The 14,056-nt window shown below is 38.9% G+C and carries 25 protein-coding genes and 1 other annotated feature; of the genes, 8 read left to right on the top strand and 17 right to left on the bottom strand.

All coding sequences use genetic code 11. From position 1 onward, the window contains the following. Position 1: 1 nt before the first annotated feature. The 10 genes from ACLV7H_RS04035 to ACLV7H_RS03990 all read right to left on the bottom strand — a co-directional run bounded on the left by ACLV7H_RS04035 (position 2) and on the right by ACLV7H_RS03990 (position 5,475). Entirely contained in the window at positions 2–289 is a 288-nt protein-coding gene (locus tag ACLV7H_RS04035) for a hypothetical protein (protein ID WP_411866424.1), read from the bottom strand. Next, positions 282–509: a hypothetical protein gene (locus tag ACLV7H_RS04030; RefSeq protein WP_411866423.1), complete on the bottom strand. Its 228-nt coding sequence runs from the start codon at positions 507–509 to the stop codon at positions 282–284. The genes ACLV7H_RS04035 and ACLV7H_RS04030 overlap by 8 nt, the downstream gene beginning before the upstream one ends. Beyond that, positions 502–1,275 carry a DNA methyltransferase gene (locus ACLV7H_RS04025; RefSeq protein WP_411867070.1) on the bottom strand — a complete coding sequence of 258 codons (774 nt, stop codon included), beginning with the start codon at positions 1,273–1,275 and terminating at the stop codon, positions 502–504. The genes ACLV7H_RS04030 and ACLV7H_RS04025 overlap by 8 nt, the downstream gene beginning before the upstream one ends. Before the next feature lie 11 nt (positions 1,276–1,286). Next, entirely contained in the window at positions 1,287–2,108 is an 822-nt protein-coding gene (locus ACLV7H_RS04020) for an ATP-binding protein (protein WP_411866422.1), read from the bottom strand. Next, positions 2,109–2,873 carry a conserved phage C-terminal domain-containing protein gene (locus ACLV7H_RS04015; RefSeq protein WP_411866421.1) on the bottom strand — a complete coding sequence of 255 codons (765 nt, stop codon included), beginning with the start codon at positions 2,871–2,873 and terminating at the stop codon, positions 2,109–2,111. It abuts the gene before it with no gap. 2 nt (positions 2,874–2,875) lie between these two features. Then, entirely contained in the window at positions 2,876–4,213 is a 1,338-nt protein-coding gene (gene dnaB / locus ACLV7H_RS04010) for a replicative DNA helicase (protein ID WP_411866420.1), read from the bottom strand. After that, on the bottom strand, positions 4,210–4,548 hold the full coding sequence (locus ACLV7H_RS04005) for a hypothetical protein (protein WP_411866419.1): 339 nt from the start codon (positions 4,546–4,548) through the stop codon (positions 4,210–4,212). The genes dnaB and ACLV7H_RS04005 overlap by 4 nt, the downstream gene beginning before the upstream one ends. Next, a complete protein-coding gene (locus tag ACLV7H_RS04000) occupies positions 4,545–4,973 on the bottom strand; it encodes a hypothetical protein (RefSeq protein ID WP_411866418.1) in 429 nt (142 codons plus the stop codon). Before ACLV7H_RS04000 ends, ACLV7H_RS04005 begins: the two co-directional genes overlap by 4 nt. An 18-nt stretch (positions 4,974–4,991) precedes the next feature. Next, positions 4,992–5,258, bottom strand: a complete 267-nt coding sequence (locus ACLV7H_RS03995) for a helix-turn-helix domain-containing protein (protein WP_411866417.1) — start codon at positions 5,256–5,258, stop codon at positions 4,992–4,994. A 73-nt stretch (positions 5,259–5,331) separates the two neighbouring features. After that, on the bottom strand, positions 5,332–5,475 hold the full coding sequence (locus ACLV7H_RS03990) for a hypothetical protein (protein WP_201454796.1): 144 nt from the start codon (positions 5,473–5,475) through the stop codon (positions 5,332–5,334). 116 nt (positions 5,476–5,591) lie between these two features. Here ACLV7H_RS03990 and ACLV7H_RS03985 point away from each other — a divergent pair, with 116 nt between their 5' ends. Together ACLV7H_RS03985 and ACLV7H_RS03980 are read left to right on the top strand one after the other, a co-directional pair. After that, positions 5,592–5,816, top strand: a complete 225-nt coding sequence (locus ACLV7H_RS03985) for a hypothetical protein (protein ID WP_411866416.1) — start codon at positions 5,592–5,594, stop codon at positions 5,814–5,816. A 170-nt stretch (positions 5,817–5,986) separates the two neighbouring features. Beyond that, positions 5,987–6,367, top strand: coding sequence for a DUF2513 domain-containing protein (locus ACLV7H_RS03980; protein WP_411866415.1), 381 nt, complete (start codon positions 5,987–5,989; stop codon positions 6,365–6,367). Here the strand turns inward: ACLV7H_RS03980 and ACLV7H_RS03975 are convergent. Together ACLV7H_RS03975 and ACLV7H_RS03970 are read right to left on the bottom strand one after the other, a co-directional pair. After that, positions 6,341–6,481 (bottom strand): hypothetical protein, encoded by a 141-nt coding sequence (locus ACLV7H_RS03975; protein ID WP_411866414.1) that lies wholly within the window; start codon positions 6,479–6,481, stop codon positions 6,341–6,343. The two genes, ACLV7H_RS03980 and ACLV7H_RS03975, sit on opposite strands and share 27 nt — an antisense overlap. A 9-nt stretch (positions 6,482–6,490) precedes the next feature. Beyond that, complete coding sequence (locus ACLV7H_RS03970) at positions 6,491–6,682, bottom strand: DNA-binding protein (protein ID WP_001112860.1); 192 nt, start codon at positions 6,680–6,682, stop codon at positions 6,491–6,493. 296 nt (positions 6,683–6,978) lie between these two features. On the opposite strand from ACLV7H_RS03970, the gene ACLV7H_RS03965 reads away from it, so the two are divergent. The 4 genes from ACLV7H_RS03965 (at position 6,979) to ACLV7H_RS03950 (ending at position 9,354) form a co-directional block, all read left to right on the top strand. After that, a complete protein-coding gene (locus ACLV7H_RS03965) occupies positions 6,979–7,332 on the top strand; it encodes a helix-turn-helix domain-containing protein (RefSeq protein ID WP_411866413.1) in 354 nt (117 codons plus the stop codon). A 116-nt stretch (positions 7,333–7,448) separates the two neighbouring features. Next, positions 7,449–7,832 (top strand): ImmA/IrrE family metallo-endopeptidase, encoded by a 384-nt coding sequence (locus ACLV7H_RS03960; RefSeq protein WP_411866412.1) that lies wholly within the window; start codon positions 7,449–7,451, stop codon positions 7,830–7,832. Positions 7,833–7,854: 22 nt separating this feature from the next. After that, on the top strand, positions 7,855–8,124 hold the full coding sequence (locus tag ACLV7H_RS03955; RefSeq protein WP_084921068.1) for a DUF4177 domain-containing protein: 270 nt from the start codon (positions 7,855–7,857) through the stop codon (positions 8,122–8,124). Positions 8,125–8,247: 123 nt separating this feature from the next. Continuing rightward, positions 8,248–9,354 (top strand): tyrosine-type recombinase/integrase, encoded by a 1,107-nt coding sequence (locus ACLV7H_RS03950; RefSeq protein WP_411866411.1) that lies wholly within the window; start codon positions 8,248–8,250, stop codon positions 9,352–9,354. A gap of 85 nt (positions 9,355–9,439) precedes the next feature. On the opposite strand, the gene rpmA is transcribed toward ACLV7H_RS03950, so the two are convergent. The 4 genes from rpmA to ACLV7H_RS03930 form a co-directional block, all read right to left on the bottom strand. Continuing rightward, the gene (rpmA, locus tag ACLV7H_RS03945; RefSeq protein WP_000916509.1) at positions 9,440–9,733 is read right to left on the bottom strand and encodes a 50S ribosomal protein L27; all 294 of its coding nucleotides are present in this window, start codon (positions 9,731–9,733) and stop codon (positions 9,440–9,442) included. Positions 9,734–9,749: 16 nt separating this feature from the next. After that, on the bottom strand, positions 9,750–10,094 hold the full coding sequence (locus ACLV7H_RS03940; protein ID WP_000613697.1) for a ribosomal-processing cysteine protease Prp: 345 nt from the start codon (positions 10,092–10,094) through the stop codon (positions 9,750–9,752). A gap of 15 nt (positions 10,095–10,109) precedes the next feature. After that, positions 10,110–10,424, bottom strand: a complete 315-nt coding sequence (gene rplU / locus ACLV7H_RS03935) for a 50S ribosomal protein L21 (RefSeq protein ID WP_000109141.1) — start codon at positions 10,422–10,424, stop codon at positions 10,110–10,112. Positions 10,425–10,457: 33 nt separating this feature from the next. After that, positions 10,458–10,637: a sequence feature (ribosomal protein L21 leader region), on the bottom strand. 54 nt (positions 10,638–10,691) lie between these two features. Beyond that, entirely contained in the window at positions 10,692–11,387 is a 696-nt protein-coding gene (locus ACLV7H_RS03930) for a YoaK family protein (RefSeq protein WP_045592025.1), read from the bottom strand. Between the two features lie 155 nt (positions 11,388–11,542). Between ACLV7H_RS03930 and ACLV7H_RS03925 the strand changes: the two genes are divergently transcribed. Together ACLV7H_RS03925 and ACLV7H_RS03920 are read left to right on the top strand one after the other, a co-directional pair. Beyond that, a complete protein-coding gene (locus tag ACLV7H_RS03925) occupies positions 11,543–12,520 on the top strand; it encodes a Gfo/Idh/MocA family protein (RefSeq protein ID WP_045592027.1) in 978 nt (325 codons plus the stop codon). Then, positions 12,517–13,599: a DEAD/DEAH box helicase gene (locus tag ACLV7H_RS03920; RefSeq protein ID WP_045592029.1), complete on the top strand. Its 1,083-nt coding sequence runs from the start codon at positions 12,517–12,519 to the stop codon at positions 13,597–13,599. The genes ACLV7H_RS03925 and ACLV7H_RS03920 overlap by 4 nt, the downstream gene beginning before the upstream one ends. A gap of 24 nt (positions 13,600–13,623) precedes the next feature. Here ACLV7H_RS03920 and ACLV7H_RS03915 read toward each other — a convergent pair whose 3' ends face one another. After that, entirely contained in the window at positions 13,624–14,001 is a 378-nt protein-coding gene (locus ACLV7H_RS03915; protein WP_080933696.1) for a DUF1934 domain-containing protein, read from the bottom strand. Positions 14,002–14,056: the final 55 nt, after the last annotated feature.

Genomic DNA, 14,056 nt, shown 5'->3' with positions numbered 1-14,056 from the left:
CTTATTTTTCCTCCACATCTTTTAATGATTCCATTGTCTTAATAATTTTTTCTAACATAGATTTATGTAGCGTGATGTAATTATTTTTCTTCACTTGCTCACAGAAGATACAAATTCGTTTGCCCAAAAAATTACAATTTTCTGTTGAACGGTAACTTTTATCTGCTTCAATTTGTTCTTTATTAGCTAAACTAACAAGAATTACTTCATCAGATTCGTTCCAATCAGGAATTCCCAGACATTTGTGTACATTTTCAAATGCTAAATCCGTTAAAATATCTTTAGCCATTCGTTTCCTCCGTTTTCTTCGTAATCAAGTAGTAGCAATCAGCTGCTCCGTAATCAATCCTGATGTTTTCTCCACTCATGCTTTTCCGAAATAGTGGATTGTTAATAGCGGAATAGCTGGCTTGATGTTTCTTTAATTCGTTGATTGCGCTGGGTATATGGCAAAAACTCCCAATGAGTATCTTGCGGTGACCGTTATAAATGAAGTAGAGTTCAATCATCTTTGCAAAACTCCTTGTAGATTTTTTCAAAAATTTCTGACACCAATTTTTTAGGTATATTAGATCTCTCGTTGTATGATTTTGAGAAATTCTTCCACTCTATGTCTTGCTTGATAATTTTATTTTTTAGATTAAGTTCAATATTGCTTCCAAAAATCGTCCGTTTTTGTAAAGGATAATCATAATTATTGTATCTAGCTAGATTTTTGTATGGAATTCTGAATCCAATAATATCCTCAATGTAGGGCCACAGTCTGTCAGCTGCTGGATTCTCAATAACCCAAAATTGTGGTCTATATCTTTTTATGATTTCTATTGTGTTGAAAGCTGTTAGCTCGCCATTGACCCTTTTTAAAAATTGCCTGTCGTACTGATAATTTATATAGGCTGACTCGTAATCCTGATTTGCCCTGATCGTGAACGGTGAAGGTCTTACTTGCGGAGCAAACAAGCTATCAGACACATCATTGCGTTTCCAACACGCATTCCCATTTTCCATGGCAGAGGCATTTGACCAGGACTCGCATGGTGGACTAGCAATAATCAAGTCAGGTTTTGGTAATTTGTCTAACTCACCAAAGAGCGTATTGTCACCAAATAAACGTTTGTAATCAGCAAGGTCCAGATTTATGAAATGATTGTTCTTGTTTCCTATATCCATTCCGATTGAATAGATTTCAATATTCGCCCCCCCCGAACTATTCAGAGAGTTAGCACCCTTGAAGTAAGAACCATTCCCACTATCAAAGAGCGCCCAGACTATCATTTTTTTGATAATCAATACCTCCTATCCTTCATCCCAGCTGGATATACAAAGCACCTGCCTGTCGCTCCCTCAAAAATGCGACTTGACAGTGCACCATTCCCAAAATCATCCGAATAGAGCTCCTTGATTTCTTCACTACTCAAATTCGTGTTGATAATCGTATTGGTCCGATTATCCAAGATCTTGAACAATATCTGATGCGCCCACTCGTTCCGTTTGGTATCGGCCTTACGACTCTCTTTCCCAAGGTCATCCAAGAAAAGAAAATCAACCTCAGACAGTAGCTTGACCATCTTGGCTTCTGAAAATCCATTGTCAAACTCAAAGCTTTCACGGATCTTGTCAAACAAAGCCACAACTGACACAAAGAGCACGCTTTTCGGTTCGTCATAAGACTTGAACTGCTCATTGAGAAATCTAGCAAATCCATAGGTCAGATGACTCTTGCCAACACCGGAAGGACCTGTGATGATAGCATTGCCAGTCTCACCTTTGGCATAGCAACGCTCCAACCGCTTCACAAAATTCATAGCATTTTCATCGATATCAACTCGAATTTCATAGTCGTGTAGTGACTTGCTGGCCAGCTTGCTTGAAACAATACTATCTCGAGCAAAGACCTCATAAGTATCCGATAGTTTACTTTTGACCTCGGATTCCATATTCAACTGCTTTTCAAAGCGTCGGATATTCTCTTTCTCACACTCAGGACATTGACTGATTTCCTCAACCTTCCCATTGACAGGAATCTTAACAGACCAAAGATGGCATCCATGGATTTCACAGACATCATCAAGAACTGTTCTGGTTTTGAATTGTTTAAACTGTTTCATCTAAAAACCGAGCCTTTCGTCAACCGTACTAGTCAATATTGTAGAGCGTTTTGGCATAGGCTGATTTAGATAATTGTCCATCTTATTCCCGAAAAGTGTTTGTGGTTGCAGATACTGTTCATACTCTGTACCTTTCCACTTCGCTACCATGACATCCACAACCTTTTTAAAATCTTCAAGGACATAGCCTTCTTTCAGTCTTGCCTTGATAAATTTTTGATGACTAGCAGTGTCAACCTTAAAATTCTTCTTAGCTTTCAAATTAAGATAAGAAATAACTTCTTTACAAATCAACAATTTATTATTGTTATTCTCAGTCTTAGTATTCTCAGTCTTGATTGTGTGCACTTTTTGCACTTCCTGAAATGTACTTTTTGCACTTCCAAGGTGCACTTTTTGCACTTCCTGAAATGTACTTTCTACACTTCCGTTAAGAGCCTCAAGATAAATACGGTTCGGTAAGTTCATTCCTTGTCTTACTTCCGTCATTAGACCAGCATCTTTCAACTCCTTTTTGATTTTGATAATCGTATTGTTGCTATTGCAATTTAAGTCAATCATCAACTGTTCATTTGTGTAATACTGAAAGACATTTCCTTCTTTATCATGCCATCCATTTTTTAAAGATAGTTCTAACCTATCAAATAAAAGCATATAGAGCATTTTAGCGTTATTACTCAATGTCTTATATTTCTCATCATAGATGAATGGCTTTGGAAATTTGAAAAACGATAAGAAACCAGTGACTTCACTTTTTTTAATCATGGTTATACCTCCTCCACACTTGAAAATTTTGTGTACTCTTTGTGAAAATACAACTTCACTGTCCCTAGACTGCCGTGTCGGTTCTTTTCCAGGATCAGTTCTGTTACGTTGTTTGCTTCTTGACTGTCAGCTTGCTCTTTCTGATAGTAGGCATCACGATACAAGAAAGCTACAATATCAGCATCTTGCTCAATAGAGCCAGACTCTCGCAAGTCTGCCAGCATCGGACGCTTGTCCTGTCTCTGCTCAACTGCCCGGCTTAACTGTGACAGGGCAATGACAGGTACTTTCAAATCCTTAGCTAGTATCTTCAATTCCCTTGAAATTTCAGAAACAATCTGCTGACGATTCTCACCTTTTGCCCCAGTGATCAATTGCAAGTAGTCAATGATAATGACTCCAAGGCCTCCCATTTCCTGGGCAAGTTTACGAGACTTTGACCGTATCTCAGAGATACGAATACCAGCTGTATCATCGACAAAAATAGGAGCATCATAGAGATTCCCTTGTGCATGTACTAGCCTACTCCATTCCTCAACACTCAGATTCCCAGTTTTGAGATGATAGCCTTCTACCATTCCTTCAGCTGCCAACATCCGCTCAATCAAGCTTTCCGCTCCCATTTCAAGCGAGAAAATGGCGACAGGATTTTTCTCTTTCACAGCGATGTACTGAGCGATATTCAGAGCTAGCGCCGTCTTACCCATAGCAGGACGAGCAGCAAGGATAATGAGATTATCCTCATGAAGACCAGTTGTAATCTTGTCCAGTCCAACGAACCCAGTAGATAGACCTGTCACAACTCCATCTGTCTGAGAACGAGTCTCGACCATCTGCATATGTGTATCAAGGATATCAGCCACATTACGAAATCCAGTACCCGTATTTTGATTGCTGATGTCAAGCATCGACTTTTCAGTCTTTGCAATGATGTCATCGATGGAAACATCGCCCTGATAAGCACTCGAAAGGGAGTCAGATAGGTCCGCTATCATCTTTCTGAGCGTGGCCTTTTCTTTCACAAGCTTTGCGTAGTGCTCCACGTTTTTCGATGTCGGAGTTGAATTAACCAACTCGACAATGTAAGTGATACCTCCGATTTTTGAGATATCTCCTTGATTCGTGAGAGCAGAGCCCATAGTCGTCGCATCGATTGGCTCACCCTTTTCAAACAATGACAACATGGTTTTAAACACAATCTTGTTTGCAGGCTTGTAAAAATCATCTGGAACCAATTCATCCGCTAGAAATATAAGTGATTCGGGGGAGATGAAGACAGACCCAAGGACAGACTGTTCGGCTACTAGATCATGAGGTAGTATTCTAAAATCATCACTCATGCGCTATCCTCCCAATACTTATCCAAATCAATATTCATAACCGCAGCAAGGTTCTTTTGCTCGGTCAAAATTTGACGACGATAAGGGGCAAGGCCTGCTTGTCTCTCCTCCTCGCTACGAGGCAAATAGTATCCGTTCGGTTTCATCTTCTTAGCCACGATAGGATGACCAAAATTCACACGCAGACTCTCAATGACCTCTTCCAGCTTACGCTTCGACAGTCCAGTTTCTAAGCGGATTTCGCTCGCTTGAATGGGCAAATCGAAAGTAGCACAATTCATGATCATGTTTAACACACGGATTTCCATCTCGCTCATGTCACGACTAACAGTCATGTCTTTGCCCTCCATTTTCTTGGATTCTTCCGAAAATCTATAGTCATTTCCTTGTAGAGCAATCGTCCATTTTCCTCTAAGAGATTCTCATTTTGACTTCTTAGAAAATTATTATTTCTTGCTTCTTCCTGATAGTCGCTAGCCAGCCTGTCATAGTCTTCGATGCAGGCTCGAAAAACTTGTGGTACATCCTCAATTGATGAAGGAAGTCCTACAGGTGGTTGTGTATCATAGGTTGACTTTCTGTCACACATTCTCAGGTTTCTTCGAGCAACTTCTCTGAAATCTTCTGTTTTTTCAATGATAACCACTACATTTTGCTCATCCGATTTTTCGTTTTTAGCCGTAAATAGCATTAAGATAAACATCCCAATGAAAACCGCTGCTAAGCCCAGCAATTGGCTTGTAATTGTAGGTTCTGTCATTTTTTCTTCCTTCTCCTTCTAAATCACTAAGTGCGCTTGGACAAACTGATCCAATTCTTGTCTATCAATTCTTTTGGTTCCGTCTATTTTGTAAAGATTCAATCCCATTCTTAACCATTTTCTGATAGTATTTGGGCTGCAATCTGAGTAGTTAGCAGCACTCTCTATCGACAACCAACGTTTTTCAAACGTCTCATGCTCAAGAAATTCTTGAATTGATTCTTTAAATTGAGTTCTTACATCTGAACGGATACCATTTTCACATTCTTCACTAAGTAGGTTCACAATATCCTCCTAATGTGTTATAATTTTATTGGTTATTTTTCTATGCGCCTGACTTCGTTAGGTGCTTTTTTGTTTATACAATATTACTTTCCAGCGCCCTGAGTTCAATTTCATGGCTAACTTGTTTTAATAGCTTTTCACAGGCTATTTTTGCTTCTCTGTACGTTTTGGATTCGCTGATAAAGTAATCAGCAAGTTCAATGATTTTATCTTCCATTCAACCTCCTATATCGGTCTCAAGACCGATGAAATTCCCTCTTGATTTGCTATAATAATTTTGGCTAAGACCTCTCACCATTTTAGTCAAAACTTTAAAAGAAAGGAGGAAAGGCTATGAGTAAACTTAGCAGAAAACCAAACCATCATGTTAAAAAACTTACATGGTCAGACCTTGATAGTATTCTGATATCTGCTTTTACCGAGTCAGCGACTGATCATCCTAGTGCAGTAATCCGATTGTCTGATTATGAGATGTCTAAATCCGAAATTATCGAAGAAGCAATTGCACAAGGTTACACAGTTATTGATAATTCTGATGACTTCTTAGAGTTTGAATAACGTGTGTCAAATATAATATGTTAGTACTATTTGCTTCAACGTATCTTTTTAATTTAGCAATCTGTTCATCGGATTGCTTTTTTCTTTCCCCGCTATACGGATACCGTTTTGGTCTCATTGTTTTTTCCTTTCTAAATTTGGTATAATGAAAATAAAACGAGGTAATTCTGATGAAATTAAATCCTGATTGTGCCCGTGATATCCTTTTTGTTGTTGAAGAGTATTCAACATACTCTAATGATGTCTCAGAGGGTAAACTCTATGAAAAGCTCGTTCCAAAATATTCACAAGAGGAAATCCTCTACCATGTTCGACAATGCGAACATAGTGGTTTATTTCTCCAAGTCCAGCACTATTTTGGCGGTTTCTCAATTCAAGATTTATCTCCTTATGGCCATCAATTCATAAATGATATCCGACAAGATAACAATTGGAATCGAACAAAGGATATAGCAAAGAATGTTGGTTCTTTTTCACTGGATGTCCTTAAAGATATTTCATCACAAGTTATTACCAATCTCATTTCAAATCAGCTTGACAACAAGTTTTAAGAAGATAGTAGCATGGTTGTTTTCAGCCGTGCTTTTTGTTTTGATTGCTTGAACACCTTTTAATTTTTGATTGTTCAAGTAAATACCATCTTCTCTTATTTTGAGTTCATTCATACTGTCCTCCTACTCAATCCCGTAATCTTCAATAACCTGAAGAATAAAACTGTTCGCTCGTGGACCCTTCGTCGTTCCACTAAGAATGTTTGTCACTTCCTGTCGCTTAAAGCCGTAAGCAACCGCTAGAGTTGCTTTTTTAATTCCTTTCTCTTTCAAGAAAGCATTAACTCTTTCACGACCATTTGCGATATCTGGCATATACGTCCCTCCTCTTTACTAATTTGTAAATAAGAAACAACTAAATTTTTCAACTATTTTTCTGCATTATACTTGACAACTCACACCAAATCGGCTAAAATGAAAGCATAATAAAAACAATGATAAATCTATAAATACCGTTCGCCAAAACAATTTTTATAATTTATTCCTTAGTTGTTTTTTTAGTTGTTTCTTACTTACAAAAAACATTTTACACCATTTGGGATAATTAGTCAACCTTTTTACACCAAATTTGTTAAATTTTTTTGTAGTGTCTTAGGAAGGTTGATTTAACAATGTTTGAGACATTTGAAAAAATTAAAGAATTAGCAAAAAAGCGTGGAAAAGCTCTTGGGCAAGTCGAAGAAGACTTGGGTTATGGCAGAAATACACTGTATAAGATAAAAAACTCTACGCCAAATGCTGAGCGTATTGCAGAAATTGCTAACTACTTCAATGTATCCACCGATTACTTACTCGGCCGGACAGATAATCCGAATATAGCTGGGGATTCGCACGTAAATGAACCAGATGACATCGATAAAATCATAGACCACGCTATGCTATTTGATGGGAAGCCTCTGACAGATGAAGATCGTAGAGCCATCAGAGGAATCATCTCAGGGTATATGAATAGCAAAGGAGATTAGAATGTCTCACAAAAATCAAAAGGACTCTTCCCATACTTGCGACAAAGAAAAGTAGCCAGTTTGGAAGAACGCAAACTGAAACACGCTGATTAGTAAAGGAATTTAGCGAGAAAAATATGACAGAAAAAGAATTATTGGATCTCCATAAAGTTACTTTACGTGAATTTACCACTAAACAATGGCAAAGAAACGGATTCTACGACGAAATTAACCGAATCGTCTATATCAATGCTGATTTAAGTCCAGATGAAAGACGAAAAGTTCTTTTTCACGAACTCGGTCATCTAGAACACTACCGCAGTTTGTACCGAAATGCTCCACTACTATGCGAGAATGAAGCTAATCGCTATATGATCCAAAATCTAGTAGCTGAAGAAATAGCTACATATGGAGTTGAAAGTTTTAATAGTGTTCGATTTATGGAGCGATATCAATTAAAGACTGTAACTGATGAAATTATGGTCCGCACCGAATTTTATAAACAAGTTGAAAATTTTTAATTTTTAAAAGGAGTAAAATCTTATGGGATTTTTTGATAATGTTAAACAAGAGTCGTCATTCTCTACAGCTTCAGGCTCAAATGGACTACACTATGTCGTCCTTCAAGTTACTTTGAAAGAAAAATTCTTTGGTACTGGATCAGGGAACCTGACAGAACTGGAAGATGTAATTAATAAACAAGTAGCTAAAGGATATCGACTACATACTATTACTACGGCTAACGGTGGAAGTAAAGGGCTTGGAGGTGGAGACCGTATTCAAGCTACTATGGTTTTTGAAAAAATCATCTAATAAAAAAATCCCCACACTCGCAAAGTTTGGCCACTCTGAGTGTGAGGAACTTAGGTATAAGAAACAACCATTCAAAAGGTCGTTTTCTTATACTCATTTTATCAAAAAAGTGAGGTAAAATCAATGATTGGAAAATATCAAAAGAATGGGACTACTGCTTATTACTTTAAAGCCTATCATGGATTAGATCCATTGACTGGCAAGAAGATTCAAACCTTCCGTCGTGGTTTTAAAACAGAACGTGAGGCAAGACTTGCTGAAGCAAAGTGCCTTACCGAGTATGAAAAAAAGACATTCAGAGCAAAAAACACCACCACAACTACTTTTCTCCAAGTCTATGAGATTTGGAAGGACCATTATAAAAACACAGTCAAAGAATCAACCTACGTGAGCCAAACTAGCATTGCTGACCGTCATATCTTACCAATTTTTGGAAATAAAGCTATCAACAAGATTACTATGACCATGTGCCAGACACAAGTTAATAAATGGGCAGATGAATATAAGAGATTTTTTGGAATCATCAGCATAGCAAATCAAATCTTTGATTACGCTATATCCATGGAACTGATTGAAACAAATCCAATGAGAAAGACTCTGAAACCTAAACGACAAAAAAATAATACAGATGAACTTGAAAAGTTCTACAACAAAGAAGAACTACAAGAGTTTTTCGAAATCGTTAAAGGTTTTGATGATGTTGAAATGCTGACTTATTTTAGATTACTAGCTTTCACAGGAATGCGAAAGAACGAAATCAGCGCTCTAAGATGGTCCGATATTGATTTGAAAACTGGACAGATTTCTGTCAAGCAAACCCTAGCCAAGGGTGAAGATAATAAACTAATCTTTCAGACTCCAAAAACCAAAAAGAGTGCTCGGACTATTACTCTGGATCCAAAAACAATTGAAGTTTTAAAAGATTGGCACAAGTATAGTACAAAGGGACTTCTTTTTAAAAATGAGAATGGCGAGCCTAAAAGTATTGTCCATGTCAATAATATGTTGAACAGGATTTGGAGGAAGTATCCTGATTTCAAGCGAATCACTCCTCATGGTTTCAGACACACACACTGCTCACTACTTTTCGAAGCCGGTGCCACTATCAAAGAGGTTCAGGAAAGGCTAGGTCATGAGAATATTCAAACCACTATGGATATCTATGCCCATGTTACTCAAAAGGCAAAGGATGAAGTGGCTGATAAGTTCGCTTCCTACATTGGTTTTTAAAATATGGGTATCAGCGTGGGTATCAAAACAAAAAAATAGGCTCTCCGAAAACTCGGAAAGCCTTATTTTATGCTACTTAGAGCGATTATTTTGCGATTGGGTAAACAGAAACTTGTTTTTTATCGCGTCCTTTACGTTCAAAGCGTACTACGCCTTCAACTTTAGCGAACAAAGTATCGTCTCCACCACGTCCAACGTTTACACCTGGGTAGATGTGTGTACCACGTTGACGGTAAAGGATTGATCCACCTGTTACAGTTTGTCCGTCAGCTGCTTTAGCTCCAAGACGTTTCGCTTGTGAATCACGTCCGTTTGATGTAGAACCTCCACCTTTTTTGTGGGCGAAAAGTTGCAAGTTGTTAAGAGTCATTTTTAACATAATGTTTTCCTCCGTGTTAGTTTTCTGTGATAACTCTGGTTTGGACGAACTCAGAAGAGTTCTCCGATAAGTTTGCCATACCTAAGAAAAATGATTCGAAGAATAACTGCGTCATTTCTCTCTGGTGCGAAGGAAGATCCGCTGGTATTTCAACCTTTAGATAGCCACCTTCATCTTCGTTTAATTCTAAGATTGGTTCATAGCCTGCAAATTTCTCAATGGAATTGATAAAGTTAATGGCAAGCGTAGAAACCGATGCACACACGACATCTAAGCCGTATTCGCCACTTTCGGCGTGTCCAGTAATTTCCGCACTCCTCAGCTCGCCATCTTCGGCTCTCTCAAAGACTGCTTGTATCATGTGTTCTCCTTAAAATTAAGCGTTGATCGCGTTGATGACAACTTTTGTATATGGTTGACGGTGACCTTGTTTACGGTGGCTACCTTTTTTAGGTTTGTACTTGTAAGTAACAACTTTCTTTTGTTTTCCTTGTTTTTCAACAGTTCCAACTACAGTAGCTCCAGCAACAAGTGGAGTTCCGACAACAGTGTTTTCACCACCAACAAGAACAACTTCGTTAAAAGTAACTTCTTGACCAGCTTCAACGTTCAATTTTTCAACGTAAACTGCTTGACCAACTTCAACTTTAACTTGTTTTCCGCCAGTTTTGATAATTGCGTATGTGCTCATTATGCACCTCCTATGATTTTTAGGGTTTCCCCATATTTTGTGAAGACTCGCCTAGCATCGTGGGACGAACCACTTAAAAGAAGAGCTCTAAGTATAACAAAGAATAAACTAGAAATTGATCCGAAGGCATAACTTGTGTTAGGCAAGGCGATAATGACGAAGTTTAAATTTGTTATACGACGAGCAACGATGTTCGTGCGGTTGCACAGGACTGTGCATAGTCAACTCTTCAAGTATAGCATATCTTCTTTTTTCTTACAAGCGAAATCAATCAAATTTAAGCTTTTTCTCTCCTTTTTTTCTCCAAGAAGCAAAAAGCATACTGAAGTAAAAGATACTCATCATAAGAGGAACACCTAGAATTGTCTTCTCCTGAAAGTAAATCGTCAAATAAGCTGAAAAAACAACTCCGAAGACAAAACTGCTCAGCAAGCTAACAAAAATCAAACCCTCTCGTAGGAATGGCGTATGCTTGGTCCGGAAATAATCCCCAAAAGCTAACATGGTTCGTTTAATATTCCCTGTCATAAAGGCATTATTATAGGCAATACCTGACACTTCTCCAAAGGCAGTTGTCACCAGTCCCATACAAAAGGCCAAGGGCGGAACGAGATAGATATTATCAACCGTTTGTGGCACAAAGCCTATAATTAGAGACAGGACTGCGAGTGGAATCAAGGACAAAATCGGCTTTTTAACAATTCGAAGTTTTTCCTTATACAATGTCAGAAAAAAGACACCCATCATAAAGGAAAACAAGGTCATTACTTTGGCACTGGCGTCCGAGACATTCTGTTGAATGAGTCCTACAGAAAGAAAAACCACATTCCCAGTTTGTCCAGCCACAAGGGTGTTACCTCGCACGATGAAGGTATAGGCATCGACATACCCTGCACAAAAAGTCAAAAAAAGCGCTAGTCTCTTAGACTGACGTGATATTTTTCTTATTGGTAATAATCTCATTTTCTCCCCCTTCTCATTTCATCTACTTATCTAAATATTGTACCACTTTCTCCAAGAAATTCGTAGTCCATTTGAAAATTTTTCCCATCTGTTGGATAGTCCTTCTTTTCTATGATATAATGAAGGAAGGATTTAAAGTCGGAAAAGGAGTATCTATGCTTAAACTAGGTGTCATCGGAACAGGGGCTATCAGCCATCACTTCATAGAGGCAGCCCATACTAGTGGCCAATACCAGCTGGTTGCTGTCTACTCTAGAAAGTTAGAAACTGCGGCAACCTTTGCTTCTCGCTATCAGGATATCCAGCTCTTTGATAAATTAGAAGACTTCTTTAAGTCTTCCTTTGATGTAGTCTATATCGCCAGTCCAAACTCCTTGCATTTTGTTCAAGCCAAGGCTGCCTTGTCTGCTGGTAAGCACGTCATTCTTGAAAAGCCAGCTGTCACTCAGCCACAAGAGTGGCTGGATTTGAGACAGACGGCTGAGAAAAATCACTGTTTTATCTTTGAGGCAGCTCGTAATTACCACGAAGGAGCTTTTACCGCTATCGAAAACTTTTTAGCAGACAAGCAAGTATTGGGAGCTGATTTCAACTATGCCAAGTATTCTTCCAAGATGCCTGACTTATTGGCAGGACAGACGCCAAATATCTTTTCAGACCGTTTTGCTGGTGGAGCACTTATGGATTTGGGGATTTATCCTCTCTATGCTGCTATTCGCCTCTTTGGAAAGGCTCAGGACGCGACTTATCAGGCTCAACAGCTTGACAATAGCATTGACCTAAATGGAGACGGTATCCTCTTCTACCCTAACTTTCAAGTTCATATCAAGGCTGGGAAAAATATCACTTCCAATCTCACTTGTGAGATTTATACAGCAGATGGAACCTTGACCCTCAACACGATTGAGCATGTCCACTCAGCTATTTTTACCGACCACAAAGGAAATCAAATCCAGCTCCCTATCCAACAAGCTCCTCATACGATGACTGAGGAAGTCGTAGCATTTGCACAGATGATCCAGCAACCAGACCAGACGCTCTACCAGACTTGGCTGGATGATGCAGGCTCTGTTCATAAGCTACTATATACCATGCGCCAGACTGCTGGCATTAGATTTGAGGCAGAAAAATGAAAACCAAACTACCTACTGAATGGCAAGAACTAAGTGACCAACTTGGTTTCCAAGAATTCACCCCCATTCAAACTCAACTATTTGAGCCCATTCTTGCTGGAGAAAATCTCCTAGGAGTGAGCCCAACAGGAACTGGTAAGACCCTAGCTTACCTCCTGCCAAGTCTTCTCAGACTACAAAAGAAAAAAGCCCAGCAACTCTTGATTCTAGCACCAAATACGGAACTTGCTGGACAGATTTTTGATGTATGTAAAACGTGGGCAGAGGCTATCGGCTTGACTGCTCAGCTCTTCTTATCAGGTTCGAGTCAGAAACGTCAGATTGAACGCCTAAAAAAAGGACCAGAAATTCTGATTGGAACTCCTGGCCGTATCTTTGAGTTGATTAAATTGAAAAAAATCAAGATGATGAATGTTGAAACCATCATTCTGGATGAATTTGACCAATTGCTCGATGATTCTCAGATTCACTTTGTAGAGAAAATTACCCACTACGCACCTCGTGACCACCAACTCATCTATATGAGTGCGACGGCCAAGTTTGACCAAGAAAAGATTGCACTTAACACGCGCACCATCGACCTTTCTGAACAAAAATTGGACAACATTCAACATTTCTATATGCAGGTAGACCAACGTCACCGAGTGGATATGCTACGAAAACTGGCTCATGTAGAGGATTTTCGTGGTCTGGTCTTCTTTAATAGTTTGTCAGACCTTGGAAGCGCAGAGGAAAAATTACAGTATCGCGATATCTTGGCTGTTTCCCTCGCTAGCGATGTCAATGTTAAATTTAGAAAAGTCATTTTAGAGAAATTCAAGGATAAACAACTAACCCTTCTCCTTGCAACAGACCTTCTGGCTCGTGGAATTGATATCGATAGCCTAGAATGCGTCGTAAACTTTGATATTCCTAGAGACATCGAAACTTACACTCACCGCGCTGGCCGTACAGGTCGCATGGGCAAAGAGGGCTATGTTATCACTCTCGTAACCCATCCTGAAGAACTTAAAAAACTCAAGAAGTTTACAAGTGTACGTGAAATTGTTCTAAAAAATCAAGAACTCTATATCAAATAAGGTTGGCATTCGCCAACCTTTTTCTTATCTCCAAGTAATTTCTAATTGATAGCTGGCAAAGGGGTGTCCCTCTTGATTTTGCAGTTGATAGGCAAGCTCAATCTTTTGCCCATCAACTTCATAATGATTCGTTTGAATGATAAACTCCTGCATCCCCATTGGAGTCGGAATATAGGCCAAACTATCACTATCCTTTAGAAAACGCATGATGGTCTTGGGACTCGAGAAACGGGTCATCACCAGTTCTTGACTATGAAACTTGAGAACCACTTTTTCCTTTTCCTCATTGTAGAAAAGCAGATAGCTATAATCTCCCTTTTCACGCACTTCCACGTTATAGAGCTGGTCAATCACTTCCAACTGTTCATCAAACTGAATCGTATTTCGCATCCGAATCTTCACACCAGGTCCTCTTTCTTCTCTCTTGTCCTACTATTTTACCAAAAACTCTAGCTTT

Source organism: Streptococcus oralis (genome assembly GCF_965111685.1).
Lineage (GTDB): Bacteria > Bacillota > Bacilli > Lactobacillales > Streptococcaceae > Streptococcus > Streptococcus oralis_B.
This window is presented reverse-complemented; position numbering and strand designations above follow the sequence as displayed.